Raw genomic sequence first — 26,073 nt, 5'->3', positions numbered from 1 at the left:
GGGGAGCGGATGACGGTCAGAGACCCCGCGCCAGCGTCCTGCGGTCGACCTTGCCGCTGGAGGTGAGCGGCAGCGCGGGCAGGGGACGGACCGACGAGGGGATCATGTGGTCGGGCAGCCGTGCGGACAGACTGCGCCGGACCGCGGAGGCCACCACCTCGGCGCCGCGTGCCGGGACGCAGAACGCCACCAGCTGCTTGACGCCGCCGGGCCCCTCCCGCACGACCACCGCCGCGTCGGCGACCTCGGGCAGGGTTCGCAGGTGCGCCTCGACCTCTCCGGTCTCCACCCGGTGGCCCCGGATCTTCACCTGGTCGTCCAGCCGGCCGAGGAACTGCAGGATGCCGTCCGGCCGGAGTTCGACGAGGTCGCCCGTGCGGTAGATCCGCCCGCCGCCGGCCAGGCCGGGTACGGTCCGGAACCGTGCGGCGGTCGCCTCGGGCATACCCAGGTAGCCCTGGGCGAGCACCGGGCCGCCGATGCACAGTTCTCCCGGTGTGCCGGGCTGCCGCGGGCGCAGCCGCTCGTCGAGGACGTACGCCTCGACGTGGGCGATGGGACGGCCGATGCTGGGCTGGTCGGGCCACTCGTCCGGGTCGCCGCGGAGTTCGAGCGAGGTCACCACATGGGTCTCGGAGGGACCGTACTGGTTGACCAGCACCGCCCCGTCCAGGCGCCGGAACAAGGCCCGCACGGCGGGTGTCACCTGGAGCTGTTCGCCGGCGGTGACGACCTCGCGGAGGGAGGCCGGCCACACACCGACCGAGTCGGCGTGCGCGGCGATCGACTGGAGCGCGACGAACGGCAGGAACATGCGCCGCACCGAGGCGCTGTTCAGCAGGTCGATCAGGGCCTGCCAGCTCCGGCGGGTCGCGTCGTCGGCCACCACCAGGGCCCCGCCGGACGCCCAGGTGCTGAACATCTCCTGGAAGGAGACGTCGAAGCTGAGCGCGGAGAACTGGAGGGTCCGGTCGCCGGCGCCGCAGGCGGAGTGCGCGCACTGCCAGTCGATCAGGTTGGCGAGCGGACCGTGGGGCATGGCCACGCCCTTGGGCACCCCGCTGGACCCGGACGTGTAGATGACGTACGCGAGGGTGTCCGGGCCGATCTCCGGCACCGTCGGCGGGGGCGCGTCCTCGACGGCGGACAGGGCGTCCTCCAGGAGGAGCGCACGGGTGCCGTCCGGCAGCGGGATGCGGTCCAGGAGCGCTTTCTCGGTCAGCAGGACCCGCGTACCGCTGTCGCGCACCATGGCCGCGAGCCGTTCTTCGGGATAGGCGGGGTCGAGCGGCACGTAGGCGCAGCCGGCCTTGAGTACGCCGAGGACCGCGACGGCGATGGAGAAGCCCCGCTCGAAGAACACCCCGACGGGCTGCCCGGTGACGCCTTCCCGTCGCAGCGCGTGGGCGAGCCGGTCCGCGTCGCGCCCCAGCTCCTCGTAGCCGAGGGACCGCTCGCCCCACAGCACGGCGGGGCGGTCGGGGTGGGACCTGCGCCGTGCCTCGAACAGTTCGTGGGCGAGAGGGGGGTTGCCGTTGGAACTCACTGCCTCGTTCATTGGGGGCTCCCAGGCCGGATCAGGTTCGGGACCGCGCCGGTTCGCTCATGACCGAAGCGATCGCCACCGCGAGCGGTTCGGCCCCGGCCGCCTCCAGGTAGAGGTGGCCGCCGGGGAACGTGAGGGTGGTGAGCGGCTGGACGCTGCGCCACTGCCACGGGTCGGTGTGCTCGTCGCCGAAGGCGTCCTGCTCTCCGCGGCAGACGACGATGTGGCTCTCGGTCACGGTCCCGGCCATGGTGCGGATGAAGGAGTCGCAGACGTCGAAGTCGCACCGCAGCAGGGCTACGGCGCGGTCGGCGATGTGGGGGTGGCCGAGCAGCCGTTCGTCCAGTGCGTCGAACCGGGCCGCGCAGGCCAGCACCTCTTCGTCGGAAGCGGCGGCGACGCCGTCGGGGAACAGCGGGGATCCGAGCTGCGGGGCCAGGTTGGCGGAGGCGAAGAGGGTCTGGCAGCGCGGTCCGCCGCGCCGCTCCAGGGCCGCGGCCACGCCGAGCCCGAGGTAGGCGCCCATGCTGTGGCCGAAGATGGACAGTTCCTCGTCGGGTCGCACCTCCGCGGTGAGCAGGTCGGCCAGATCCCGGACGGCCTCCTCAGCGGTGTGCGGGGCGGGCTCCCGCCAGCGGCGGCCCCGGCCGGGCAGCTCGGCCACCACGGGCCGGATGTCGTCGGGCAGCAGTTGGACCAGCCGGCGGAACACGGCCGCCGAGCCTCCGGCGTGATGGAACAGGGCGAGCACGGTCATCGGTGCGCCTTCCTGAAAGGTGGGGACGGAGCAGCGTGACCGGAAGGGACGCGGGGGCCCGGGCCGGGCGCGCGGGCGCGGCGCCGGAGGGGCGCCGGCCGGGGCGGGGGCCGGGGCGGGGGCCGCGGTGGTGGGGCGGTGGGCCGCCACGTCACCGCGGCTCCTGCCCGGGGCAGGGGCCGCGATGCGACGCGGCGTCGCGCCGCCGCGCCCCTTCCGGGCGTCGCCGGTCACGTGCTGCGGGACCGGCCTGCGGGCCGGGCTCCCACGGCCCGCAGGCCGGCCCGCCGCCGGCACGGGCCCGGGGCGTCAGCCGCTGTATGCCTCCCGGAAGTCCCACGGGCTGAACCTGTGGCCGCGGCGGTTCTGGTCGGTGACCGTGTTGTGGCCGTACTCGTCCTTGCCGGAGACGAGCACGGAGGCGAAGTTGTCCAGCGGGATCGTGCCGCCGTACTCGGACACGTCGCCGAGGTCCGGGTAGACCTCGACCTGCGTCGGTACGTACCGGGTCGCGAACCCCATGCGGTAGTCCTTCTTGCTGCCGGTGTGCGGCAGCGAACCGTGCATCAGGGTCGACCAGAAGATCACGCACTCACCGGGCTGCATGACGAGGGAGAACGCCTTGGACTCGTCGGGGCGCCAGTCGGGGTCCTTCTGGAGGTCGCGGTAGTCGTATCCGAAGAAGCCACGCCGGACGCTGTCCTTCTCCCGCTTGTTGATCGTGTCCGGGTTGTAGGACATGCCGAGCGACTCGTCGTAGTTCATCACCCGGTGCGTGCCCGGCATGAGCTGGAGGCAGCCGTTCTCACGGGTCGAATGGGTGAACGCCGTCCAGGCGGTGATCGTGCCGCCGAACGCGGGCGCGTTGTTCTCCGCGGGCCACCGGATCTGGGGGCGGCCGCTGGAGTGGGCGAACGTCGACGCCTGGTGCCAGTCGGTGCCCTCGTCGCCCTGGTACTTCGGGAAGAACTCGGTGCGCCAGCACAGCAGGTCCGGGCCGAGGATGGAGGCCACCCGCTCCACGATCGCCTGCTGCATGATGTGCTCGCTGAGCAGATCTATGTCGAGGTGCCGGTCGTAGTTGGAGAGGTTGGTCACCGCGCCCAGCGCGTCTTCCGGGTAGATCGCCCGCGAACGGTCCGGAATGGCTCGGCGTATCTGGTTCCAGCGCTTCTCCATCTCCTCGGGTTCATACACCTTGATGGGGCCGATGAAGCCCTGCTCCTCGAACGTGGCGAGTTCTTCGGGGCTCAGTCGGAAATCAGCGGTGCGGTCATTCACGGCTACTCCAGTCTCTGGTCCGAATACTGGGTGAACGAATTACGTGGCAGGCTGTCCGGCCATCCGCCCGTGCAGTTCTGCGATCGCGCTGCCGAGCGACTCCTCGAACAGGACCTTCACGTCCAGTTCGTGTCCGAAGCGCTGCTGGACGAGTGTGTTGAGGTTCATGGCGAGGAGCGAGTGACCCCCGAGATCCAGGAAGTTGTCCTCGGGGGACACCTCCGGATTCTCGACGGCTTCGCCCACCCAGTCGACGAGCAGCTTCTGAAGTTCGTGCACGCCCTCAGGAATGGAAACGGGCATGGTCGCCAGACTCCTCTCGTAGGGTCGCGTACGGGCCTCCGGCCATAGTCGGAATCATTTGCGAGCCGGAGCGTCTCCGTACACTTTGCACAGGGCCAGGCACATGTGCATGGCTTGCTGCGCGCCTCACTCTATGGCCGCCCGGACGAGCGCGGTAATGCCGGATACTTGGGGGGTATGCCCCGCGAACATACGCCAGGAAAATGCGCCACGAACATGGTGCGGGTTTCTGCCGGACGAGAGTTCCGTCCTCTCGGTCCGGGGCGCCGGAACGGCTCAACGCCCGGTCGGCCGTGGCCGGACCGGATCGGTCTTCCGCCGACGTACCGAGGCTCACGGTGCACCGTCGGGGAACGGGTGACCACTCCGCCGGGGGCATCCAGGACGGGGCTCCGCCCTGAGGGCGGAGCCGATCGTCGTACGTGCGGCGGCGCGTCGGACCATGACGATGGTCGACACGGCACGGCGGCGTTCCGGCCGGGCCAGAGGCTTTCGGGTCCGGCGCGGGCGGCCAGCACCCCGAGCAGCGGGATGCGGCCCGCCGCGCGGACCACCTCGCCGACGCGGGCCGGGACCGCGCTACCGGCGTGGTGCAGGTGAGCGCGGAGGCCGCGAAGCGGGGCCGCTCACACGTCCTTGCGCAGCTGGATGGTGACGTCCCGTCCGACGCCCGGGCGCAGCGGGCCCGCGTGGGGGAATCCGAGCGCGGCAGCCAGACCACGGCCGTGAAGATCGACCACGGACTCGGCCAGCAGGCAGAACGTCTCCATCGCCGCGTGGCCGCGCCGGATGCCGACCGCGCAGGTGGCTGCCGCGATCAGCAGCGCGGGCCACCACCACGCGGCGAGTGCCAGATAGAGCGTTGACCAGGCGACGAGCTGGGAGGCCGCGTCGTACGCCTGGCGTGCCGTGCGCAACTCCGCGTGGACGTCCTCGGAGGTCAGCAGCCACAGTCGGGGCCAGGCCGCACCCAGATCCAGGCCGTACGTGGTGAGGACCCTCCGGTCCGCCGCGCGGACGCGGTCACCCGCCCAGGTGGGGCCCTCCGGTGGGACGAGACAGACTCGGTCGCGCTCCGCGATCAACCGTGCCGGTTCCTGGTCGCTGAACTCCGTCCGGCCGCTTTCCGGGGTGTCGCGGAGCCGGGCGTGAGCACGCCAGGCATCCCTGACCCGCTCGTCGGCGAGGGCCCACCGCGCTCTCCGGCGGCGGGTCAGTCGTGCACTGGGCCACCGAAGTACGCGTGGCCAGTCGCCGCTCCACAGCCGGTCGACGCCCCCGCCCAGCGCCCGCACCAGCAGCCCCGTTGCCACGGCCAGCAGAACGATTCCGGCCGCGACCGCCAGCGCCGTGCCCAGCGACCGTTCGCCGGGGCGGGAGGCCAGGGTGTCGAGGCGGCGCACGACCACCGGCAGGTCGTACCACCGCTGGTGACCAAGGACCGCCCCCGTCCCCACGGCCCCCAGGAAAAGCAGACTCGTCGGCACCAGGTAGCTGAGCCAGCGGGTGGCCAGGCTCTTGCCCAGCTCCGACAGCAGGCTGTTCACGCGGGGGAGTCGAGTCGGCGCAGCCGCCGCGCGTGCAGCCGGCACTCACGGGGCACCTGCGGCGGGTCGTCGAGCAGGACGGCGCGCGAGCAGCGGCCGACCGGGCAGACCAGCACGGGCGGCGCGACCGGGTGTCCCCGTACGGCCGGCAGACCGCCGATGCCCGCGCCGCGCGTGATGCCGTTGAGCCCTGCGGCGACGCCGGCACGCCGCAGCAGCCGGTGCAGGTCGCCCTGCGCGCCAGTGACGTCACCGCCTTCGCGCAGTACGCCGAGGATGCGCTCGGCCTCCAGGCCCGCCGCCTCTCCCGCAGCGTCGGCGAGCGCTCGGATCTCCTCCAGCTCGGCGCAGATCCGCGCGAGCACGGCCCTGGAGGAGGTCGTGCCACCGCCATCCGATGCCGCTGTTGCTGTCATACGACCCCCTGTGTTTCCTCAGCGCCCCCTGGTTCAATGCTAGTTGGGTGACCGGGGCACTGTCCCGACACTGAGGAGCGCAGGCGAACGGGGGCGCGGCCATGTTCGGAAGGCGCGGCGGGAAGCGCAGGCGTGCGAAGCGGCGCGAGGAGGAAGAGGCCCTGGCCGCCCTGATGGCGCTCTTCGGCACGGGGCCCGACGGCCGTCCTGCCGGTCCTCCGAATTTCGGCGGCCCGACACCGCCGGCCGGTCCGTTCCGGACACCGGGATCCGGCTCCTCGGACGAGGCGATCGAGACGATCGGACGCGGCGAGCAACTGCACGAGATGTTCGACGTCACACACGAGCCACGCCACCTCGACGAGGCGGTACGGCTCTTCACCCGCGTGCTGCGCACGGCCGCCCCGGGGGAGCTGCGCGCCGCCGCGCTGAACGGGCTGGGCAAGTGCGGCTGGTCGCGCTACGAACGCTTCGGCCGGCGTGCGGACATCGACCAGGCCGTCGCCCACCTGCGCGACGCCGTCGCCGCCGCGCCCCCGTACCACCCCATGGTGCCTGCCTGCCGGGCCAACCTCACGGGGGCGCTGGTCACCCGCTGGTCGGCCGCCACCGGCCCCGCCGACCTGGACGAAGCCATCGAGGAGATCCGCACGGCGCTGCGGTACACCCCGTCCGGCGACCCGATCCGGGTGTCGCGGCTCAATACCCTGGCCAGCGTCCTGAAGTCGAAGGCCGAGGCATACCAGGACTCCACGGCACTCGGCGAGGCCATCAGGACGCTGGAGGAGTCGCTCAGTCTGGCCCGGGCGGGCGGCCAACGCGGCGGCGTCACCATGGCCGCCTCCAACCTCGCGGAAGCGCTGCGCATGCACCATGCGTGGGCACGCGACAAAAAAGACGCCCGGACACTGGCCCGCGCCGCCGACCTGGCCCGTGAGGCCCTGGCGGGGACGGCGCAGACGCATCCCACGTGGGCGCGTTTCCAGTCCAACCTCAGCCTCGTTCTGCAGGATCTCTACCGTGCGCGTGGAGACCTCCGCGACCTCACTGCCGCGGTCTCGGCGTCCCGCAGCGCGCTGGCTGCCACTCCCCGGAGTCACCCCAACCGTGTCGAACGGCTCGCGGCGCACGCCGCCGCCACCCGCGCCGAGTTCGAACACGCGGCGGGCCTGCGCCATCTGTCCGACCCCGACGCCCTGTTGATGCCGCTCCCGGAGTTCCTGAAACTCACCTTCTCGCAAGGGCTGTCGAAGGAGAACCGGGACCGGCTGAGGGCTTCGGTCCGTGCGGCCGAGGAGGCGGCCGCCGCCACACCGCCCGGTCACGTGATGCACGGGATCATCCAGACCCATCTGACCTCGGCCAGATTCGCCGAGGCGGGCCTGAGCGGCGCGAGCAGGAGCACCTCCCCGCGCCGGCTCGCGGACGACCTCGACTCGTCCGCTCACGACACCACCCTGGCCGTCCGGCTGCGTGTCTACGCGGCTCGGCTGCTGGCCGCCCTGTGGATGCTGAAGGCGATGTCGGAGTCGGGCGCACGGGCCCACCGGGCACGACAGAAGGCACAGACGGCCTTCGATCTCGCCCTCGAACTGATGCCGCGCCTGAGCACGCAGTCCCTGCCGCGCGGCGACCGGGAGCGGCAACTGGGGCAGAGCGTCGGCCTCGCCCGTGATGCCGCCGCCTGCTCACTCAGCCTGCTCCCGCCCGACCCGTACGCCGCGCTGCGCCAGCTGGAACAGGGCCGTGGCGTCATGTTGGGCCAGGCTCTCGACGCGCGTACCGATGTGACCGAGTTACGTGCCCGCCATCCCCGACTCGCTGATCGTTACGAAGAGTTGTGCCGCGAGCTGGACCGCCCGGAGGCGGCCGGTTTCTCGCCACCGCCCCTCGCCGCGGACGTGTCGCACGGTGCCGTTCCACTGCCGGGTGAGGAACGGCACGCGCTCGCCGCCCAGTGGGACGACCTCATACGCACGGTGCGTGACACGCCCGGATTCTCCGACTTCCTCCAGCCCCCCGACCCCGTCCGGATGGCGGCCGAGGCGGGCGCGCACGGTGCCGTCGCCGTCATCAACGTCAGTGCTCTCGGATGCCACGCGTTACTGCTCCAGCACGGGCGCCTGCGGTCGCTGCCGCTGCCGCGCGTGCACTACGACGACCTGCTGAGGAGATCCGGTGCTTTCACGGAGAACCTGCGCAAGGCAACCGGCACGGGACTGCCCCTCACCGAACAGGCGGCGGCGCAGCAGGACATCGTCCGGACGCTCGCCTGGCTCTGGGAAGCCGTTGCCGAACCGGTTCTGGACGTACTCGGCTTCACCGGGGCCCCACTCGATGGCCGGACACCACCCCGGATGTGGTGGGTCCCGACCGGCCCGCTCACCGTCCTGCCGCTGCACGCCGCCGGTCTGCCGGCGACACCGGGCGCGAACACGCTGGACCGCGTCGTGTCCTCGTACACCACCACAGTCCGCGAACTGCTGCGCGCCCGCACACGTCCCTCCTCACCCACCCGCCGCACGCTCGCCGTCGCCCTGCGCCACACTCCCGGCGCCGCCGAGCTGGGCCGGGCCGAGAGTGAGGCGCGCGCACTGGCGCAGCACCTGCCGGTGGAGCTGACACTGACCGGCCCCCGGGCGAACCACCGGAGCGTGCTCGATGCCCTGCCCCGCCACACATGGGCCCACATCGCCTGCCACGCGGTCAGCGCCGCCGACGCCGACTCCGGGGGCCACCTGCTGCTCCACGACCATGCCGAACACCTGCTGACCACGGCGGACATCGCCCGGCTCCGGCTGGACCGCGCAGAGCTGGCGTACCTCTCCGCGTGCGACACGCTGCGCGGGCGCGCCGCACTGGCCGACGAGGCGATGCACATCACCGGTGCCTTCCATACGGCGGGCTTCACTCAAGTGATCGGGACGCTGTGGCCCGTGGACGACGAGGAGGCCGCCGAGATCGCGCATCACTTCTACGCCCATGTGACGACTGATCCGGCCTTCTCCAGCGGCTCCGGCGCCGTGGGGGCCGCCCATGCCCTCCACGAGGCGGTTCGCGCCCGACGCGAACAGAACCCCGACACTCCCACGTTGTGGGGCGCGCACGTGCACTACGGGGCATGAGAAGCCTGTTCCGAAGTCCGAGTGAATATCCGCCCAGCTCAGGAGTCGAGCGGATCCTGGCAGACCGGCGTGTCACGGACGGGGCCCCTCACGGACGGGGCCCGTCGCTGACGCTGGAGGGTTCGGGCAGGCACCGTATCCGGGTGTCCGGCGGTGACCGGATCGTGGGTCGTCGCCATCACACAGGTCTGGCCGTCCTGGTCCGCACCGGCGCGCAGCAGTTCCTCAGCAACAGAGTTGGCCGTCGGAGCCGTTATGGCGCACCGTCCCAGCGACGGTCGAGGCCTGGACCTGATGGAAAATCGATCGACGGCCCTGCGTTCGAAGGGTGAGCATGCGTGGCTGCGCCACGCTGAGCGGAGGTTCCGTGGGATCCAGAGACGCCGACATCGACTTCACGTTCGCGCACCCGACGACCGCACGCTCGATCGTGGATGCCCTAGCCGCGGTGGGCTGGTCGGTGGAGGACCCTGTCGGGGGTGTCACCCACATGATCAACGACGCGGATGATGTGTACGAGTGGTACACCAACGCCCCCGAAGACATCAATGAGGTGCTGGTGCGCCTGGACGCGCCCGGCAACCTGCCGTACACCGTGGCCATCAACGTCTACCACCCGGAAGCCGGGACCGGCGGGATGTTCATGCTGATGCCCGGCCGCAGGGAAGTCTGCTTCTCGCCCGGCATCGACCGTCGGCACATCCCGGCGGCGCCCGCGTTCACCGACCTCGCCTGGTACCTGCACGCCCTCGTACCGGCCCTCGTCACGACGGGGCTCGAAGGGTACGAAGCCAAAGAGATCAAGTACTGAGCGCTGTACCTGGCCTCTCAACAGCGTGGTTGGCCGGTCGGAGTGTTCTGGTCGCCCTGCGCAGTCGTCGTCCGGCACATCGTGCCGCCGCAGCGGGACGCCACAGCACCGCTTTCGAGCCGGGTCACCGCAAGGTGCGGCGTGACCGGACGGAGCTGTGGTCGGCGGCGTTCAGCAGCGAGGTGAAACCGGTCGGTGGGTCCGGCGGCTCGGTGCGTTGTCGTAGGTATGCGCGATCATGCCGTCATCGGGCGGAAGGTCACTGGGAGGGGTTCGATGAATGGCTTGGTGAGGGACTTGGGCTGCCCGGACCGGTGCGTCGCGGCGGCGGAGGTACTGGTCAGCGGCGGGGAGGTGGCGGCGGAGGCCATCGTGCGTGAGCTGGCGGATGAGTTGTCGCCGGTGCGCTGGCTGGATGCCGTGCCCGTGCTCCAGCGCATCGGGGACGCGGCGTTCGACTGCCTGGTCCGGGGGCTCCTCGACGCGTCCACGGCGGAGGCCAAGGACAGGGTCGGCCTCGCGTTCACATGGCTGGGCGCGGGTTTTCTGGACCAGTACGTCACGGCGATGTCTCATACCTCGGCGTTCGTCCGACGGCAGGCGGTGGTCGGGATACGGCGCTGTGATGGGGTCGGCGTGTCGACGGTCCCCGCTCTGTTGCCGTTGCTCGGTGACCCCGACCCTGAGGTGGCCCAACAGGCGCAGGACACCTTGGTGATCCGTGGCAAGGAGATCGAAGCCAACCTTGTTCCTCTGCTCCAGCAGATCCGGCGGGCGGGGCCCGGCCGACAGCGTGCCCGGGCGCTGACTGTCCTCGCGGCGCTCGGCGGTGAGACCGTGCTGCCCGCGCAAGACGTGGCGGCAGTCGAGCGTCTCATCCGTGTGAAGCTCCCGGATGACCGGCCGACCGCGTCGGGGGCATGCTGGAACCACTGGATCGCGGTGCCGAGCGGGGATCAGGCCGGGATCATCAGCATCCTGGGCCTCACAGACCCGAGACCGGTGACCTTCGCGCTCGGCAACGACATCGTGGACTCCGACGGACATGACGCCGAGCCGGAAAGCCACGGGCGCTTCACCAGGGTCTTCGTCACCCCTGAACTCGACGGCTGGACCTTCGTGCTCGGCGCGTGGTGCGACCCCTGCAACGAGGAACGGAGCGAGGACGTCCTGAGGCTCTGCACTCTCCTCAGCTCACGCTACGGACGCGCCGAGGCGTACTACTACGGCGCTCAAGGCGATGGCTCCGCGTGGCTCGTCACTGAGCACGGCAAGGTGCTCCGACGCTACAGCGAGACCGGCGAAGGCGAGGACCATCTGCTCACCCTGGGCGATCCCCTGACGTTCGAACAGACACGCAGAGAGGAGCTCGGCCTCCAGCCCGTATGGGACGCCGCGCTGGAATCCGAGGACGACGCCGACGAATGGCAATGGGCAGCGTTCGAACTCGCACCCCAGATCGCCCAGCATCTCGGGACCAGCCCTCTCCGCATCAACTCGGAGACCGCCTCACGCGGTGTCTGCGTCATCGCCCTGACCCCGTACGGAGTTGCCCACGGCGTGCCAACAGGCGCGTACTGCATCTGAAGACTCTGCAGCCCGTGAAGCGCCTGCGTGCCTCCCTGACCGGTATCGCTGTCAGTAGCTCCCCGTACGGTCTGTGCATGGTTGAACAGCAGTGGAGCGGGGTGCGTCAGCGTGTGGTCGCTTTGGGTACTCAGCCGTCGCGCGGCAAGGTGTTCGGCTCGCTCGGGCACAGGTGGGTTCTGGAAGACCCGCTGACGGATGGGGGGCTGGCTGAACTCGAAGCGCAGGTAGGCGTGCGGTTGCCGGATGACTACCGCACCTTCCTCACCCGCGTGGGCGCCGGCGGCGCGGGTCCTGCGTACGGCCTCTTCCCCGTTCGCCGCGTTCAAGGCCGCTGGCGCTGGGAAGGAGACGGTGCCGACCTGGCCGATCTCGCCATGCTCGCTCAGCCCTTTCCTGACCACGGCCCGAACCCCGCAGACCTCGACGCGCTCCTCGCTGTTCGTCCTGAAGAAGAGGACTTCGACGAGATCGAGGAGTTCGACGACGCCATCGCATCGTGGGACGAACGCTGGGAAGCCCTGATGTTCGCCCCCGAGCGCACCGCCGGCGCCCTCGTGATCTCCCACCTCGGCTGCGCCCAGAGGGAGTGGCTGATCATCACCGGCGCCCACCGCGGCACCATCTGGTCCGACTGCCGGGCGGACGATGCCGACCTCGCCCCGCTCCTCGACCAGGCTGGGAAGCCGCTCACTTTCACCCGCTGGTACGTCGACTGGCTGCACAAGGCGGAGCTCGCGTCGTTGGCCGCGTGACCGGGCGCCGGGGCCCGGCGCCCGGCCGTCGCCGCCTTCCGCGACGGGTCGCGTTACCCGGCGCCCGGCGGCAACCGCCCCAGGTGGCGCACCTCGGCTCCTCGGTACTCGGAGGAGACGGGACCGGCGGGCAGGCGTCGCGGTGCGTGCGTCCGCCGGGGGCAGCTCCGGCTGAACGCCGACGCGGTCGACGGACTTCCCGTCACCGTCGCGGGTGCCGTCGTGCCATCATGCCGTCGGCCCCGGGTCGACCGGGTGATCGGCGAGGGCGTGCACCGTGACGTCCATCCAGGGCCATACCGGCAGCGACGAGATGATGGCGTGGAGTTCGGTGGGGTCCGCCGCACGCCACAGTCCCCAGTTCTCGGTCCGGCCGGGCACCCGCCACATCCGGACCAGGGACCCGGACGCGGCGAGTTCGGCGGCGCGGCGGCGCTCGTCGTCGGAGACCTTCGTCTTGAGATCGGGGTCCATGGCTTCGGGCCAGGTGATGCGGATGTTGACGAGGAATTCCATGGGACGCGTCCTGTTCCTGGGGCTGAGAGATTCCGGAGGCGGGCAGGCCGATGGGCCGGCGGTGAGGGGGCGGGTGACGGTCAGCCGCCGAACGGGTCGGCCGGGGTGCCGTGTTCGGTGATGACGGACTTCGTCTGGAGGAACTCGGCGACGGCCTCGACGCCGTTCTCCCGGCCCAGGCCGGACTGTTTGTAGCCGCCGAAGGGCACGCTCCAGTGCAGCAGCCGGTAGGTGTTCACCCAGACCACGCCCGCCTCCAGCCGTCGGGCCACCCGGTGCGCGCGCGCCGCGTCGCGGGTCCAGAAGCCCGCGGCCAGGCCGTACTCGACGGAGTTGGCGAGCGTGACCGCCTCGTCCTCGGTGTCGAAGGGGTGCACCGTGACGACCGGGCCGAAGACCTCCTCCCGGCAGACCGCGAGGTCGGGCGAGGCGTCGGCCAGCACGGTCGGCTCGTACCAGAAGCCCGCCTCGACCGGCGCGGCGACGGTGGCCCGCTTCCCGCCGGTGACGGCCCGCGCGCCCTTCGCGAGGGCGTCGTCCACATACCCCTCGATCCGCTCCAGAGCCGCTGCCGAGGCCACCGGCCCGACGTGGGTGCGCGGGTCGCGGGGGTCGCCGACCCGCAGCCGCCCGACCGCTTCGCCGTACCTGCGGAGGAACTCCTCGTACACCTCGCGCTGGACGAGGATCCGGGAGCCCGCGACACAGGTCTGGCCGGCCGCGGAGAAGGCGCCCTGCCGGGCCGCGACGACGGCCGCGTCGAGGTCGCCGTCGGCGAAGACGATGTGTGCGGACTTGCCGCCGGCCTCGCAGACGTAGCGCTTCATCCGCTCGGCCGCGCGCGCCCCGAGGGTCCGGGCGACGGCGGTGCTGCCGGTGAAGGTGACCATGGCGACGTCGGGGTGCTCGGTGAGGCGGCGGCCCTCGTCGGCACCGCCGATGACGACGCCGATCACCCCGGGCGGGAACCCCGCCTCCAGGGCCAGTTCGGCCAGGCGCACCGAGGAGGCGGGGGCCTGCGGCGGCGGCTTGAGGATCACGGTGTTGCCGGCGGCCAGCGCCGGGGCGAGTTTCCAGGAGCCCAGGGAGAGCGCGCCGTTGAAGGGGGTGAGCGCGGCGACGACGCCCAGCGGTTCCTGGGTGATGAGTGCCCTCGCCGTGCCGCTGAGCGGGCGGGAGACGTCCTCCATGGTCTCCGCCACGGCCGCGAAGTAGCGGTACCAACGGGCCAGCGCGCCGACCTCGCCCCGGGTGGCGGTGAGGGGTTTGCCGTTCGCCCGGGTTTCCAGTACCGCGAGTTCCTCGGTGTGCGCGACCAGCACATCGCCGAGGCGGTACAGCAGATCGGCGCGGGCGTGGGCGGGAAGCGCGCCCCAGGACGGGGCGAGGAACGCGGTGCGGGCGGCCTCGACAGCGGCGTCCACGGCTTCCGGGTCCTGGTACGCACGGGCCCAGACCTCCCCGGTCGCCGGGTCGGTCAGCGGCACCGCCGTGCCGGCCGGCGCGCGCCGTGCCCCGCCCGTGTGGGAGGTGTAGTCCTCCATGGCGCGCGGGCCGCCGGGAGCGTTCTCGGAGGTGTTGTCGGGGGTGTTCATGGAGCGGTGGTCCTTTCCGGGGGAGGAGTTTATGAGGCCGGGGTTTCCGAGGACGGGGTTTCCAGGGGCGTGCTGTTCCGGGACAGTGCGGCCCGTACCTCCGGGGCGTCGGCGTGATGGCAGGCCAGCGTGTGTCCGGTGGCCCCGGCGGCCCCGGTGGCGACGGTCGGGGGCGGCGCGCCTTCGCGGCAGACCTCGGTGGCGAACGGACAGGAGCGCTGGAAGCGGCAGCCGGCCAGCGGAGCGGCCGGGTCCGGGGGTTCCGCCCGGGTGCGGATCTCGCTGCGGAGACCTGGGGCGCGGGGGTCGGGCACGGGCACGGCAGCCAGCAGCGCGTGCGTGTAGGGGTGGCGGGGTGCGGAGAACACCTCGTCGCAGGGGCCGCTCTCCATGATCAGACCGCCGTACATGACGATGACGTGGTCCGAGATGTGCCGCACCACGCTCATGTCGTGGGAGATGAACAGGAAGCTGACGTCCTGTTCGCGGCGGAGGTCCTTGAGGAGGTTGACGATCTGGCCCTGGATGCTGACGTCGAGCGCGGAGACGATCTCGTCGCAGACGATGAAGCGGGGCTCGACCGCCAGGGCGCGGGCGATGGCCGCGCGCTGGCGCTGGCCGCCGGAGAGCTCGTGGGGATAGCGGTCGGCCAGCTCCGTACGGAGGCCGACCTGCGCGAGGAGTTCCTCGACCCGAGCCCCGGTCTTCTCGCGGGGCGTCGTCCGGTGAACGGTGATGACCTCGCGGATCATCGCCCTGACGGTCATCCGCGGGTTGAGGCTGGCGTACGGGTCCTGGTAGACGATCTGGGCTAGCCGGGGCAGCGCCCCCGTACGGCGGATCTCCTCCAGGGGCCGGCCGTGAACGCTGACCCGGCCCGAGGTGACGGGCGAGAGGCCGACCAGGGCCCGCCCGGTGGTGGTCTTCCCGCTGCCGCTCTCGCCGACGATGGTGACGATGGAGCGGGCGGGCACGGTGAAGGAGACCCCGTCCACGGCGTGCGCGGTGCCGGTGACCCGGCGCAGCACCCCGGTACGGAGAGGGAAGTGGACGCGGAGGTCGGTGACGGCGACGGCGTCGGTGCCGGCTTCGGGTGGCTCGGTGGTGACGGGGGGCAGGGCGTCGGCGGCGTTCATGTGCGCTCCTCTCGGTGGTCCGCCCCGACGAGGACCGGTGCGGTGTAGGGGCAGCGGACAAGGTGGCCGGGGGCGGTGGAGGTGAGGGGGAGGAGTTCCGGGACGGAGTCCTCGCAGGCCGCGCGGGCGGCGGAGCACCGGGGCCGGAAGGCGCAGCCGGGCGGCGGTGCGGCGGGGTCGGGCGGGAAGCCGGGGATGGCGGGCAGGCGCTCGACCCGTTCGCGGTCCATGCGGGGGATGGACTCCATCAGCGCCCTGGTGTACGGGTGGCTCGGACGGTCGAAGAGCGCGGTGGTCGGGGCCGTCTCCACGATCCGGCCCGCGTACATCACCGCGATCCGGTCGGTGACCCCGGCGACGACCCCGAGGTCGTGGGTGATGAGGATGAGGGCCATCCGGAGGTCCTTGCGGAGCCGGTCGATGAGCTGGAGCACCTGGGACTGGATGGTGACGTCGAGGGCGGTCGTGGGCTCGTCGGCGATCAGGACCTGGGGTTCGCGGCTGATGGCCATGGCGATCAGAACGCGCTGGCGCATGCCGCCGGAGAGCTCGTGCGGATAGCTGCGGAGCCGTTCGCGGGCGGCGGGGAGGCCCACGAGGTCCAGGAGCTCGGCGCACCGGGAGGCGGCCGCCCGCCGGCTGAACCCGTCGTAGTGGATGAGGGGTTCGGCCATCTGCCGGCCGATGGTCATGGCCGGGTTGAGGGCGGAGAGCGCGTCCTGGGAGACGAGCCCGATGCCGGAGCCGCGGACGGTCCGCATCTGGCGGGGAGTGAGCGCGGTCAGGTCCTTTCCGTCGAAGGTCACCCGGCCGGAGATCTCGACGCCGGCGGGGGCGAGCATCCGCAGGACCGCCAGCATCGTCTGGCTCTTGCCGCAGCCGGACTCGCCGACGACGCCGAGCGACTCGCCGGCGGCGACGCCGAACGAGACGTCGCGCACGGTCTCCAGGGGGGCGTCGTCGCCCTGGTTCTGGCCGCGGTAGGCGACCTTGAGGTGTTCGACTTCCAGTACGGTCACGGTGACGTCTCCCTCTAAGCCAGTTTGATCTTCGGGTTGAAGTACGCCTGGAGCACGTCGACCAGGAAGTTGATCAGTACGAACGCGATGGCGATCACGAGGATCCCGCCCTGTACGAGGGGGATGTCCCGGGTGGAGATGGCCTGGTGGAGGGCGAGGCCGATGCCCGGCCAGGAGAACACCGTCTCGGTGAGCACCGCGCCGCTGAGCAGGAAGCCCGCCTGAAGGCCGATCACCGTGATGACGGACGGCATGGCGTTGGGGAGCACATGGCGCACGATCACCCGGAACTCGCCGACACCGCGTGAGCGGGCGGTGCGGACGTAGTCGTTGCCGATGACCTCCAGCACCGAGGAGCGGGTCATCCGGGCGATGACCGCCAGCGACCACGCGGCGAGGGTGATCACCGGCAGCACCATGTGGGCCGCCACGTCGAGGGCTCCGCCGCCGCCGATGGAGGTCATCCCGGTGGCGGGAAGCATCCTCAACTGGAGCGAGAAGACGATGATGAGCACCAGCCCGAACCAGAACGACGGTACGGAGTTGAAGAACAGCACGCCGACGGTGAGGCTCCGGTCCCGGGGCGAGCCGGGCTTCTGCGCGGCCCAGGTGCCGATGGCGACGCCCACGACCGCCGCGACGACGATTGCGGTGCCCGACAGCAGCAGGGTGTTGAGCAGCCGGTCGGAGAGGACTTCGGAGACCGGCCGGCCGAAGGAGAGCGAGCGGCCCAGATCGCCGTTGAACAGACTGCCGAGGTAGGTGAAGTAGCGGGAGACGGCCGGTTGGTCCAGGCCGAGGTCCTCGCGGAGCGCCTGGCGGTCGGCCTCGGAGGCCGTGGGGCCGAGCAGGGCGCTCGCCTGGTCGCCGGGGATGATCTGGCCGAGGCCGAAGGTGGCGATGGTCACCCCGAGGATGACCGGGAGCATGTGCAGCGCGCGGCGCAGCGTGAAGGTCAGCATGGCGAATCTCCAGGGCTGTTCATGACCGGCTCCACCGGGTCCGCGGGGTGCGTTCGCCGCCGCGCACGGCCCGGGACTTGCGGCTGCGCGGGTCGAGGCGGTCGCGGATGCCGTCCCCGAGCAGGTTGAACCCGACGGCGAGCACGACGATCGCGAGGCCGGGGATGGTGGCGACGTGCGGCGCGGTCACCAGCAGGGCGCGCCCGCCGCTGAGCATCTGACCCCAGTCGGGGGTGGGCGGCTGTGCGCCCAGTCCGAGGAAGGCGAGGCTGGAGCTGAGGATGACGTTGCGGCCGGTCTGGAGGGTGGCGAAGACGACCACGCCGCCGAGCAGGTTCGGGGTGATGTGGCGGAAGGCGATGCGCAGATGGCTGTAGCCGAGGGCGCCGGCGGCCTCCACGTACTGCTCCTGGCGCAGGGCGATGACGTTGCCGCGGACGATCCGGCCGAACTCGGGGACGGTGACCACCACCATGGCGATGACCATCGAGGTGATGCCGGGGCCGAGGGCGACCCCGATGCCGAGGGCGAGCAGGATCCCGGGGAAGGAGAACATCACGTCGAAGACGCGCATCAGGGTGCTGTCGAGCCAGCCGCCGACATAGCCGGAGAGCAGTCCGAGGCAGCCGCCGATGGCGAGCGCCACCAGGGTCGGAACCACGGCGACCAGCAGGGCGAGCCGGGTGCCGTACATCAGCCGGCTGAGGATGTCGCGGCCGACCTCGTCGGTGCCGAGGAGGTGACCGCCGCTGAAGGGGCCGAGCCCGATGGACGAGGGGTTGGTGGCGAGCGGGTCGTCCGGGGCGATCAGGGGAGCGAGGAGCGCGACGATGATCGTGGCGGCGACGATGCTGCCGCCGATGAGGGCGGTGGCGTTGCCGGAGCCCAGCAGAGCGCGGAGGCGGGTGCGCCGCCGAGGGGGCGCGGCCCGCACGTCGGCGGGGCGGGGTGGTGCCGCAGTGGCCTTCATGGCTGTGGTCTCCTCACCGGCGGCGGATGGTGGTGTAGTCGATGTAGACGGACGCGGCGGGCACGACTCCGTCGACCTTCCGGCTCAGCAGGCGGGGCAGCCGGTCCTGGTAGAGGAACACCCAGGGCGCGTCGGCCGCGATGCCGTCGGCGGCTTCCCGGTAGAGCGCCGTGCGGCGGTCCGGGTCGGGTTCGCCCCTGGCACGGTCGAAGAGGGCGTCGACGTCCCGGTTGCGGTACCAGCCGCGGTTGACGCCGTCGGGGGGATGCAGCTCCCCGCTGAACATCCGCTCCAGGAAGTCGGCGGCGTCGGCACCTGTGGTCCATCCGTTGAACGAGCCGTGGGTCGTGTCGTTGTAGCCGTTGCCCTCCTCGGCGACGAGCGAGGCGAACTCCATGTACTGGGTGTCCAGGCGGACGCCGACCGCTTTGAGGTCCTGTTGGATGAGCGACATGATCTCGGTGGCCTGGGAGAAGCCGGGGCCGCTGTCGGGTGCGAGCATCCGCAGCCGTACGGGGGTGGGCACGCCGCTCTCACGGATGAGCCGGCGGGCCTCTTCGGGATCGTAGGAGTCCGCGGCGGTCCCGGGGCTCTCCTGGTACGCCTCGTTGCCCCGGGGCAACGGCCCGGTGGACGGGGCGACCTGTTGGCCGGTGAGCGTGGCGATCGCCCGGCGGTCGACGGAGTGGTTGAGCGCCCGCCGGAAGACGGCGTTGTCGGTGGGGGCGATCCGGGTGTTGAGGCGGATGAAGTACTGGTTGGCGGGCTCGGGGTACTGCACGGTCATGGTGCCGCCGTCGGCGAGCTGCTGGACCTGCTGGGCCCCGGCACTGAGGATCGCGTCCACCTCACCGGTCTGCGCGGCGATGGCGAGCGTCGTGGGGTCGGTGACGGACTCCACGATGATGGAGGGCGTCTTGGGAGATCCGCCCCAGTAGGCCGCGTTCCGCTTCAGCGTGATGCGCTTGCCGCGGTCGGCGGACTGCTGGGTGAAGGGGCCGGTGCCGACGGGATGCAGGCCGATGTCGTCGGGCCGGTGGGCGCGGAGCGCCTTGGGGCTGACGATCGACATCCGGCGGTCGGTGAGCACCCGGGGGAGCCCGGCGTACGGTTCGGTGAGTCCGAGGACGACCGTGTGCGGATCGCGGACGTCGACCTTCTTGATCCAGCGGGTCAGGAACTTCATGTTCCCGGCGGCCGTCGGGTCGTGGAAGGCGGAGTCCTCGTCCATGATCCGGTCGAAGTTGGCTTTCACGGCGGCGGCGTCGAAGGGCGAGCCGTCGGCGAATTCGACCCCCTCGCGGAGCTTGAGGGTGTAGGTCCGTGCGTCCGATGACGCCTGCCAGGATTCGGCGAGCGCGGGCCGGAGTTCGGGTGCCTGGGCGGTCTCGGTGCCGAGGTCCTCGCGGATCAGCGGATCGAAGAGGGCGTCGATGACCCGGAGCACCGGGGTGCCGGACGCGCGGTGCGGATCCAAAGTGGGGATCTCTCCCTCGGCGCCGATGATCAGGGTCTGCTCGTCGCGGCCGAAGGACGGATTGGCGCTGCAGCCGGTGAGCAGGACGCCCACGACGGCCAGACAGCCCGCCGTCCGGCGAAGTGTTCCTGTGCGTGGGCGCTGCGGCCCATCGCGGCGCGAAAGCCTCATGCTTGTCGCCTTTGCTCGTGGTGAAGGTCGTGGAGCACCGCTGCGGCCGTGTTCCTGCCGGGTGTTCCGGTGATGTAGCCGCCGGGCCAGGTCCCGGCGCCACTGACGTAGAAGCCCTGGAGCGGGGTGCGGTAGCCGGCGACCTCGGGGTGCGGGCGGGCCCCGAAGAGATTTCCCGGCAGCATGTCCCCGTGCGTGATGTTGCTCTCCAGCAACCCCAGTTCGCTCTCGATCTCGACCGGATTCATGAACCGGTGATCGACGACGCGGTCGGCGAGTCCCGGCATCAGCCGGGAGAGCTCCTCGACGCACCGTCGGCCGAAGCGCTCGGTGCGCTCGGTGTCCCAGGGCCCGTCGTGCGGGCGGTAGGGGGCGTGCCAGGCGTTGACGCTGATGAGATGGGTGCCTCCCGGGGTGAGGCCGGGAGAGGTGAGGGTCGGTATCAGCCCCCACATCAGGGGCTGGTCGCTGGCGTGGCCCCGCAGCGCCCGGGAGATCGACTCCTCGATCTGTCCGAGCGAGGAGCCCACCCGGAACTGGCAGGCCCGCACCCGCTCGGGATCCGCGTCCTCGGGGAGCCCCGCGTAGGCGGGCAGCGAGTCCACCTCCAGGACGACCTTGAAAGCCGATCCGCGCATCGCGGTGCCCGTGACCTCCGCCCGGATCTCGGGCCCCATCGCCGCGTCGTCCAGCAGATCGCGGAAGAGGTGGACGGGGTTGACCGCCGACACCACCCGGCCGGCGGTGAACTCCTCGCCGGACGCGGTGACCACGCCCCGGACCCCGGCGGGACCGTGCAGGATCCGCACCACCGGGGAACCGGTGCGCAGGGTCACGCCGTGGGCGCGGCAGCAGTCCTCCAGCGCGTCCACGATCGCGCTCATCGACCCGACCGGGAGACCGGTGGAGCCGCGGAGCGCGACCCGCTCGGCCGCGTCGCCGGAGTGGGGTGCGCCCGCCGCGGCCAGGGCGAACGGGCGCATCATCAGTCCCACGGCGCTGCCGGGCGTCGAGGGCGGCACGAGCTGGGCGTTCAGCGCCAGCAGGGCGAGCAGCGCCTTGGCCTGGTCCGACACGAGACGCTCGTCGAGCAGCCCGGTGAGGCTGCCCTCGAAGACGGCGGTGAAGAGCTTGTGCTCCTCCGGGTCGGTCAGCCGCTCCCGGAGGGCGGAGAGCGCGGGCGGCGGATCGTCGAGGGACACCCGCAGGCTCGCCCCGAGCCGTTCCAGACCGCTGATCAGCTCCCGGTAGCGGTCGGCCTCGCCCGGCGCGAAGGCGTCGAGCTGCCGGTCGACGCGGGCGGGGTCGCGCCAGCCCAGGAAGCACCGGCCGTCGAACTGCTGGACCACGGTCGGGTCCGCCCGGACGAACCGGAGACCGTGGTCGGCGAGCCGGAGTTCATGGACGACCGCCGGGTTCAGTGACCCGGGCGAGTTGGTGAAGGCCAGGCTGCGACCGGGCAGGAACTCGTATCCTCCGCAGGGCCCGCCCAGGCGCTGCCGGGATTCGACCACGGCGACGCGCAGTCCCGCCCGGCCCAGATAGGCGGCTGTCACCAGCCCGTTGTGACCGCCCCCGACGACCACGACGTCAAACCGGTTCATGGCCACCGCTCCTCTCCGTGTCCACGCCGTCTTCTCGGCGGCCGTCAGTTCCGGGGATCGGCCACGAAGCCGGCGTCGAACAGGCGCAGCCAGTTGCCGCCGGCGATCCGCTCGACCTCGCTCTCGCCGAACCCGCGCTTGCGCAGGTGCTCCAGGACGGTGGCGTAACCACTGCCCGCGGCGAACCATTCGGGGAACTCGACCGGTCCGGAGATGGGGACCATGGGCTTGCGGCTCCAGCGCCCCTGCCGCCACCAGTGGAGTTCTTCGTCGCCCTGGCCGGCGTAGTAGTCGGAGCCGAGTCCGACGTGGTCGACGCCGACGAGGTCGACGGTGTAGGCGACCATGTCGCAGAATTCGTCGACGGTGCAGCCGACACCGCTGGGAGCGATGCGCGGGTACATGCTCAGACCCACGACGCCGCCGGACTCGGCCGCCTTCTTGAGGACCGTGTCGGATTTGTTGCGGAAGGCCAGCTCGACGTTCTCGCCCACGAAAGCCCGGGGGTTGGCGTGCGTGATCGCCACGGGTCGTTCGGACGCCTCCAGGGCTTCCAGGGAGGTGCGCTCGTTGCAGTGGGAGACATCGATGAGCATGCCCACCCGGTTCATCTCCCGGATCAGGTTGACTCCGTAGGTGCGGGAGAGGCCGGCGTCATCGCTCTCCCAGCAGCCCGCGCCGGCGGAGTTCTGGGTGTTGTAGGTGAGTTGGCAGATCCGCACCCCGGCCTGGTGGAAGGCTCCGACCAGGTCGAGGTCGTCCTCGAAGGGGCTGCTGTTCTGGAATCCGAGAATGACGGCGGTACGGCCGTCGTTCCCGGCCGCGCGGACGTCGTCGGCGGTACGGCCCTCCGTGAGGAGGTCGGGGTTCTCCGCGAGCAGCCGCTGCCAGCGGCCGACCTCGCGCATGGTCTCGGTGGAGTCCTCCCAGATGGCGACGGTGGCGTGGACGCCGGCTATTCCGGCGGTGTGCCACTCCTCGAAACGCTCGCGGGCGGGCTTGACGAACTGCAATGCGTCTACCAGCACGTGCTTTCCTCTTCGCTGGTGAGCCACGTGGTCCGGGCGAGGTGACGGCCCGGCCGGGCGGCTCGGTGGGGACGATGGGGTGCGGTGGGCGGTGCCACCGCCGTGCGGTGGTGCGTTCGGTCCGGTGTCAGACCTCGCGGCCGAGGCGGCCGAGCTCGGGGATCTCGTCGCGGAGGCCCAGGGTGCGCAGGGCGCTCCAGAGAGACGCCTGATTGCTGGTCACCACCGGGCGGCCGGTGTCCATTTCGAGGTAGGGCAGGATCTCGAACGTCCGGTAGGTGCCGCAGGAGATCAGCAGCGCGTCGGCGTCGGGGGCGGCCTTGTGCAGCCTGCGACCGAGCCGGTAGGCGCTGTCCGCGTCGTGGACGCTTGCCTCGTAGGGGTCGGTCATCTGGAGCCCCTCCATCACGGGCACCTCGAATCCGACGGCGGTGAGGTACGCGCGCAGCGCCTCGTTGACCTCGTCGGTATAGATGCTGCCGACGGCGACGGAGGTGGCGCCGACGGCGCGCAGGGCGTCGACGGTCGCCTGCATCATGGTGATCGCCGGGATCCCGGTCTCGGCCTTGATCTCGTCCGTGACCTTCTCGTCGGTGCCGGGGCCCGGGATGAAGGTGCCGGGCGCGCCGCACTGCACGATCAGGTCCACCTTCGCGGTGGCGAGTTGCCTGGAGGCTTCGAGTACCTGGCTCATCATCTCGCGCAGGCCCTCGGCGTCGACGCGGGGAACGATGGTCCGGGCGTCGGCGAAGGCCACTCCGGTGGGCGCGACCGAGCGCCACTCCTCCGCGCCTTCGATCGCGGTCGCGGGGCGGATCTGTCCGATTCGTGCACGCCAGCCGAGCATCATAAGGCATTTCTCCTGAAATGAGCTGTAGATACGGAAAGGGTGAGGCGTAGAGCGAGCTCGCAGTGGCTCGAAACGGTGCATGGATTCTTGCTGCGCGAACGTCGCCCGTACAGCGGCAAAGGTCCCGCTTTCCTGGCGATCAGCCGAGGTCGGCGGTCTCGCCGAACAATCTGGGACAGTGGACCAGATTGTTTGGGACAATGTACCCACGCGTTTTGGTCAGGTCAATGGGTAGGTTTTTGGCTCGAAGAAGTGCCGCCGGACGTGAGATGGCGGCATGGCGGAGCGCAGGCCTCCGCATGGCATGGGCGTGCGCAGGGTTGCGTGGGCTTGCGTGGACCTGCGCCGGACGATTCCCGTCAGCCGTCAGCCGTCAGCCGTCAGCCGTCAGCCGTCAGCCCGGCGGGCAGTTCGCGGGGGGAGCGGCTGGGCGTGGTGGTGCCTGGATGTGCGACATCCCCTGAGTTCCTCTGAGCCCCGCTGAGCCCTTGCCCCGTGGCCAGGGCGTTCTGAACTGCCACTCGGGACTTCCGCCGGTTCGACCGGGAACTCCATGCCGACCTGGTCAACCCCTGGCTGGTCCGGGCCCGGCAGGCCGCTCGGGCGCTGGGAGAGTCCCGCGGCTGGAGCCGCTGGATCGCCAGCGACGTGAACCGAGCCCTGGTCATCGTGCTGTCAGGCTTCCGCGAAGGCGAGTCGATCCGCTACTCCGAGCTTTTCCCGGCCCTGCGAGTCCGTGGGCTTCCCGTCGTGCGGACCGCCGAAGTCCTCGACCGTCTCGGCCTGTTCGCCGACGGCCGGGCTCCCGCCGTCGACCGGTGGCTGGAACGGAAACTCGACGGGACGCCCCCTGGCATCCAGCGCGCCGTCGAAGCCTGGGTTCGCACTCTCCTCGACGGTGGGCCGCGGTCCGGGTCTCGCTCCCGGCATACGGCATGGGCCTGCCTGGGCGAGCTTCAGCCGGTGCTGCTGGAGTGGTCCAGCCGCTACGACCACCTGCGGGAGGTCACCCGGGAAGACATCATCGCGGTCCCGGACGCTGTCACCGGCAAGCAGCGCGAGAGCCGGATCGTCGCCCTGGCCGCCGTCCACGCGGCACGGCCGAAGATGATCCGCACCATGCAGTTGGAGGACATCGACCTGGGCAACAGGCGCATTACCGTCGACGGTCACGTCCGCCCACTCGACGACCTCACCCGCCGTGCGGTCCTTGACTGGCTCGGCCATCGCCGCAACCGCTGGCCGAAGACGGCCAACCCTCACCTGCTGATCACCCAGAAGACCGCCGTCGAACTCGGCCCGGCAGGCAAACTCTGGACCACCCGGGCCACCCGCAACCTCACCGCCACCCTGGAACGGCTCCGCGTCGACCGACAGCTCGAAGAGGCCCTCACCCACGGCGCCGACCCGCTCCACCTCGCGCTCGGCTTCGGCATCGACGAGAAGACCGCCATCCGCTACGCGGACTCGGCGCGGCCACTGCTGGAACAGGCAGCCGAGCACTCAAGAGTGCTCTCGGCAAAAGAACTTGGCCCGGAGCGCGAAGCCTTGAAGAATGACGGCCATGCGGATTCGACAGGCAGGGCCTGATGACGCCTCGGCGGTCGCTGGTGTCCACGTGCGCTCCTGGCAGGTGGCCTTTGCCGGTCTTGTTCCGCAGCACTACCTCGACGCCATGGACCCAAGCCACGAAGAGTCCGGCTGGAAGTCACGTATCGCAGCGGCACAGTGGCCATCATCGGGAGTGCTGGTAGCCGAAACCGAGGCCGGGATCGTCGGGTTCGCAAGTTTCAGCGCGTCTGAGGAGATCTCCGCCACCGCGGAGATCGGCACGCTCTACGCGATGCCCGAGGTCTGGGGCGCTGGGATCGGAAAGCAGCTGATGGCGGCAGCGTTGACGACTCTCGGACAGGCGGACTACGCACAGGCCGTCCTGTGGGTACTCGAAGACAACGAACGAGCCCGGCGCTTCTACGAGGCCGCCGGTTGGCGCCCTGACGGCGCGGCAGCGGTGGACGCCACCGGCGGGGCCGCCCTCAACAAGTTGCGCTACGGCCACCCTCTTGGCTGACCCGCTTACCCTCTCGGCCGCCCAGAGAGCCAGGAAGCGGCGCGGCCGTGAGTTGGGGTCGAACTCGCGGCGCCAGCACCGTGAGGCACGGCGACCGACTCTTGGGTTCCCACCAAGAACCCCTCAGTTTGCGTGAACCCGCGGGACTCAGGACCCTGTTCTCGTACAGCTACGGCCAGGTGGCGTGGAGCGCAGAGTGATCTATAGACCGCCGACCTCACGCGCCGGCAGGCGTACGGGTCGGCGTCTGCCCGTACAAGATCTTCTCCGCCGCAACCTCCTCGTCCACCCACACCTTTCCCTGGCCGCGGCAGTCGTCGCACGTTTCCCAGCGGAGGTCGGGCGTGTCGGTGGCTTCGTCGAGCATGCCGTGTAGGACCTTCACGGAGCCGTCCTCACACTCGTTGCACTCGAACTCGTACTCGCCCGCAACCAACGCCATGACGCGAATCCCCCTGACCAGGAACGGATATGAGGTCTGTGATCCTATGCGCTCGACACCGTCCCGAGGGTCACCCTGCGACACACGCAACCTGGCGGTAGCTA

23 protein-coding genes are annotated in these 26,073 nt (G+C 71.0%); 6 read left to right on the top strand and 17 right to left on the bottom strand.

The window, feature by feature from the left end:
- Positions 1–16: 16 nt before the first annotated feature.
- From AB0F29_RS00845 to AB0F29_RS00820, 6 genes are all read right to left on the bottom strand, one after another.
- Complete coding sequence (locus AB0F29_RS00845) at positions 17–1,558, bottom strand: amino acid adenylation domain-containing protein (RefSeq protein WP_361866433.1); 1,542 nt, start codon at positions 1,556–1,558, stop codon at positions 17–19.
- 19 nt (positions 1,559–1,577) lie between these two features.
- On the bottom strand, positions 1,578–2,303 hold the full coding sequence (locus tag AB0F29_RS00840; protein ID WP_361866432.1) for an alpha/beta fold hydrolase: 726 nt from the start codon (positions 2,301–2,303) through the stop codon (positions 1,578–1,580).
- A 309-nt stretch (positions 2,304–2,612) separates the two neighbouring features.
- Positions 2,613–3,584 carry a chlorinating enzyme gene (locus AB0F29_RS00835; RefSeq protein WP_361866431.1) on the bottom strand — a complete coding sequence of 324 codons (972 nt, stop codon included), beginning with the start codon at positions 3,582–3,584 and terminating at the stop codon, positions 2,613–2,615.
- A 39-nt stretch (positions 3,585–3,623) separates the two neighbouring features.
- The gene (locus AB0F29_RS00830) at positions 3,624–3,887 is read right to left on the bottom strand and encodes an acyl carrier protein (protein WP_361866430.1); all 264 of its coding nucleotides are present in this window, start codon (positions 3,885–3,887) and stop codon (positions 3,624–3,626) included.
- Between the two features lie 626 nt (positions 3,888–4,513).
- On the bottom strand, positions 4,514–5,434 hold the full coding sequence (locus AB0F29_RS00825) for a hypothetical protein (protein WP_361866429.1): 921 nt from the start codon (positions 5,432–5,434) through the stop codon (positions 4,514–4,516).
- Positions 5,431–5,850, bottom strand: coding sequence for a hypothetical protein (locus AB0F29_RS00820; protein WP_361866428.1), 420 nt, complete (start codon positions 5,848–5,850; stop codon positions 5,431–5,433). The genes AB0F29_RS00825 and AB0F29_RS00820 overlap by 4 nt, the downstream gene beginning before the upstream one ends.
- 101 nt (positions 5,851–5,951) lie before the next feature.
- On the opposite strand from AB0F29_RS00820, the gene AB0F29_RS00815 reads away from it, so the two are divergent.
- The 4 genes from AB0F29_RS00815 to AB0F29_RS00800 all read left to right on the top strand — a co-directional run bounded on the left by AB0F29_RS00815 (position 5,952) and on the right by AB0F29_RS00800 (position 12,128).
- Positions 5,952–8,975: a CHAT domain-containing protein gene (locus AB0F29_RS00815; RefSeq protein ID WP_361866426.1), complete on the top strand. Its 3,024-nt coding sequence runs from the start codon at positions 5,952–5,954 to the stop codon at positions 8,973–8,975.
- 367 nt (positions 8,976–9,342) lie between these two features.
- A complete protein-coding gene (locus AB0F29_RS00810; protein WP_361866424.1) occupies positions 9,343–9,786 on the top strand; it encodes a hypothetical protein in 444 nt (147 codons plus the stop codon).
- Positions 9,787–10,062: 276 nt separating this feature from the next.
- Complete coding sequence (locus AB0F29_RS00805; RefSeq protein ID WP_361866423.1) at positions 10,063–11,373, top strand: hypothetical protein; 1,311 nt, start codon at positions 10,063–10,065, stop codon at positions 11,371–11,373.
- A 77-nt stretch (positions 11,374–11,450) separates the two neighbouring features.
- Positions 11,451–12,128, top strand: coding sequence for an SMI1/KNR4 family protein (locus AB0F29_RS00800; protein ID WP_361866421.1), 678 nt, complete (start codon positions 11,451–11,453; stop codon positions 12,126–12,128).
- A gap of 228 nt (positions 12,129–12,356) precedes the next feature.
- On the opposite strand, the gene AB0F29_RS00795 is transcribed toward AB0F29_RS00800, so the two are convergent.
- From AB0F29_RS00795 to AB0F29_RS00750, 10 genes are all read right to left on the bottom strand, one after another.
- The gene (locus tag AB0F29_RS00795) at positions 12,357–12,644 is read right to left on the bottom strand and encodes a muconolactone Delta-isomerase family protein (RefSeq protein WP_361866420.1); all 288 of its coding nucleotides are present in this window, start codon (positions 12,642–12,644) and stop codon (positions 12,357–12,359) included.
- 80 nt (positions 12,645–12,724) lie between these two features.
- On the bottom strand, positions 12,725–14,239 hold the full coding sequence (locus AB0F29_RS00790; RefSeq protein ID WP_361866419.1) for an aldehyde dehydrogenase: 1,515 nt from the start codon (positions 14,237–14,239) through the stop codon (positions 12,725–12,727).
- A gap of 29 nt (positions 14,240–14,268) precedes the next feature.
- Entirely contained in the window at positions 14,269–15,375 is a 1,107-nt protein-coding gene (locus AB0F29_RS00785) for an ABC transporter ATP-binding protein (RefSeq protein WP_361866417.1), read from the bottom strand.
- Positions 15,372–16,394 (bottom strand): ABC transporter ATP-binding protein, encoded by a 1,023-nt coding sequence (locus AB0F29_RS00780; protein WP_361866414.1) that lies wholly within the window; start codon positions 16,392–16,394, stop codon positions 15,372–15,374. Before AB0F29_RS00780 ends, AB0F29_RS00785 begins: the two co-directional genes overlap by 4 nt.
- 14 nt (positions 16,395–16,408) lie before the next feature.
- Positions 16,409–17,356, bottom strand: a complete 948-nt coding sequence (locus tag AB0F29_RS00775) for an ABC transporter permease (protein ID WP_018955540.1) — start codon at positions 17,354–17,356, stop codon at positions 16,409–16,411.
- A 19-nt stretch (positions 17,357–17,375) separates the two neighbouring features.
- Positions 17,376–18,326 (bottom strand): ABC transporter permease, encoded by a 951-nt coding sequence (locus AB0F29_RS00770; protein WP_361866411.1) that lies wholly within the window; start codon positions 18,324–18,326, stop codon positions 17,376–17,378.
- 13 nt (positions 18,327–18,339) lie between these two features.
- Positions 18,340–19,974: an ABC transporter substrate-binding protein gene (locus tag AB0F29_RS00765; RefSeq protein ID WP_361866408.1), complete on the bottom strand. Its 1,635-nt coding sequence runs from the start codon at positions 19,972–19,974 to the stop codon at positions 18,340–18,342.
- A complete protein-coding gene (locus AB0F29_RS00760) occupies positions 19,971–21,578 on the bottom strand; it encodes an NAD(P)/FAD-dependent oxidoreductase (RefSeq protein ID WP_361866406.1) in 1,608 nt (535 codons plus the stop codon). The genes AB0F29_RS00765 and AB0F29_RS00760 overlap by 4 nt, the downstream gene beginning before the upstream one ends.
- Before the next feature lie 44 nt (positions 21,579–21,622).
- Entirely contained in the window at positions 21,623–22,606 is a 984-nt protein-coding gene (locus tag AB0F29_RS00755) for a membrane dipeptidase (RefSeq protein WP_361866403.1), read from the bottom strand.
- A gap of 127 nt (positions 22,607–22,733) precedes the next feature.
- Positions 22,734–23,456 carry an aspartate/glutamate racemase family protein gene (locus AB0F29_RS00750; RefSeq protein ID WP_018955545.1) on the bottom strand — a complete coding sequence of 241 codons (723 nt, stop codon included), beginning with the start codon at positions 23,454–23,456 and terminating at the stop codon, positions 22,734–22,736.
- A gap of 648 nt (positions 23,457–24,104) precedes the next feature.
- Between AB0F29_RS00750 and AB0F29_RS00745 the strand changes: the two genes are divergently transcribed.
- Both AB0F29_RS00745 and AB0F29_RS00740 read left to right on the top strand, forming a co-directional pair.
- Positions 24,105–25,046: a hypothetical protein gene (locus AB0F29_RS00745; RefSeq protein WP_361866400.1), complete on the top strand. Its 942-nt coding sequence runs from the start codon at positions 24,105–24,107 to the stop codon at positions 25,044–25,046.
- On the top strand, positions 25,021–25,527 hold the full coding sequence (locus tag AB0F29_RS00740; protein ID WP_361866398.1) for a GNAT family N-acetyltransferase: 507 nt from the start codon (positions 25,021–25,023) through the stop codon (positions 25,525–25,527). Before AB0F29_RS00745 ends, AB0F29_RS00740 begins: the two co-directional genes overlap by 26 nt.
- A gap of 217 nt (positions 25,528–25,744) precedes the next feature.
- On the opposite strand, the gene AB0F29_RS00735 is transcribed toward AB0F29_RS00740, so the two are convergent.
- Positions 25,745–25,969, bottom strand: a complete 225-nt coding sequence (locus AB0F29_RS00735; protein WP_361866395.1) for a hypothetical protein — start codon at positions 25,967–25,969, stop codon at positions 25,745–25,747.
- Positions 25,970–26,073: the final 104 nt, after the last annotated feature.

Source organism: Streptomyces sp. NPDC026589 (genome assembly GCF_040638385.1).
Lineage (GTDB): Bacteria > Actinomycetota > Actinomycetes > Streptomycetales > Streptomycetaceae > Streptomyces.
Note: the sequence above shows the minus strand (reverse complement) of the source record. Positions and strands in the feature narration are given on the sequence as shown.

Excerpts from the sequence above, each read along its gene's own strand:
- AB0F29_RS00790 (WP_361866419.1), bottom strand. The coding sequence starts at position 14,239 with ATGAACACCCCCGACAACACCTCCGAGAACGCTCCCGGCGGCCCGCGC.
- AB0F29_RS00800 (WP_361866421.1), top strand. The coding sequence starts at position 11,451 with ATGGTTGAACAGCAGTGGAGCGGGGTGCGTCAGCGTGTGGTCGCTTTG.
- AB0F29_RS00840 (WP_361866432.1), bottom strand. The coding sequence starts at position 2,303 with ATGACCGTGCTCGCCCTGTTCCATCACGCCGGAGGCTCGGCGGCCGTG.
- AB0F29_RS00815 (WP_361866426.1), top strand. The coding sequence starts at position 5,952 with ATGTTCGGAAGGCGCGGCGGGAAGCGCAGGCGTGCGAAGCGGCGCGAG.
- AB0F29_RS00735 (WP_361866395.1), bottom strand. The coding sequence starts at position 25,969 with ATGGCGTTGGTTGCGGGCGAGTACGAGTTCGAGTGCAACGAGTGTGAG.
- AB0F29_RS00820 (WP_361866428.1), bottom strand. The coding sequence starts at position 5,850 with ATGACAGCAACAGCGGCATCGGATGGCGGTGGCACGACCTCCTCCAGG.
- AB0F29_RS00830 (WP_361866430.1), bottom strand. The coding sequence starts at position 3,887 with ATGCCCGTTTCCATTCCTGAGGGCGTGCACGAACTTCAGAAGCTGCTC.
- AB0F29_RS00740 (WP_361866398.1), top strand. The coding sequence starts at position 25,021 with ATGCGGATTCGACAGGCAGGGCCTGATGACGCCTCGGCGGTCGCTGGT.
- AB0F29_RS00785 (WP_361866417.1), bottom strand. The coding sequence starts at position 15,375 with ATGAACGCCGCCGACGCCCTGCCCCCCGTCACCACCGAGCCACCCGAA.
- AB0F29_RS00770 (WP_361866411.1), bottom strand. The coding sequence starts at position 18,326 with ATGAAGGCCACTGCGGCACCACCCCGCCCCGCCGACGTGCGGGCCGCG.
- AB0F29_RS00775 (WP_018955540.1), bottom strand. The coding sequence starts at position 17,356 with ATGCTGACCTTCACGCTGCGCCGCGCGCTGCACATGCTCCCGGTCATC.
- AB0F29_RS00765 (WP_361866408.1), bottom strand. The coding sequence starts at position 19,974 with ATGAGGCTTTCGCGCCGCGATGGGCCGCAGCGCCCACGCACAGGAACA.
- AB0F29_RS00845 (WP_361866433.1), bottom strand. The coding sequence starts at position 1,558 with ATGAACGAGGCAGTGAGTTCCAACGGCAACCCCCCTCTCGCCCACGAA.
- AB0F29_RS00750 (WP_018955545.1), bottom strand. The coding sequence starts at position 23,456 with ATGATGCTCGGCTGGCGTGCACGAATCGGACAGATCCGCCCCGCGACC.
- AB0F29_RS00760 (WP_361866406.1), bottom strand. The coding sequence starts at position 21,578 with ATGAACCGGTTTGACGTCGTGGTCGTCGGGGGCGGTCACAACGGGCTG.
- AB0F29_RS00805 (WP_361866423.1), top strand. The coding sequence starts at position 10,063 with ATGAATGGCTTGGTGAGGGACTTGGGCTGCCCGGACCGGTGCGTCGCG.
- AB0F29_RS00795 (WP_361866420.1), bottom strand. The coding sequence starts at position 12,644 with ATGGAATTCCTCGTCAACATCCGCATCACCTGGCCCGAAGCCATGGAC.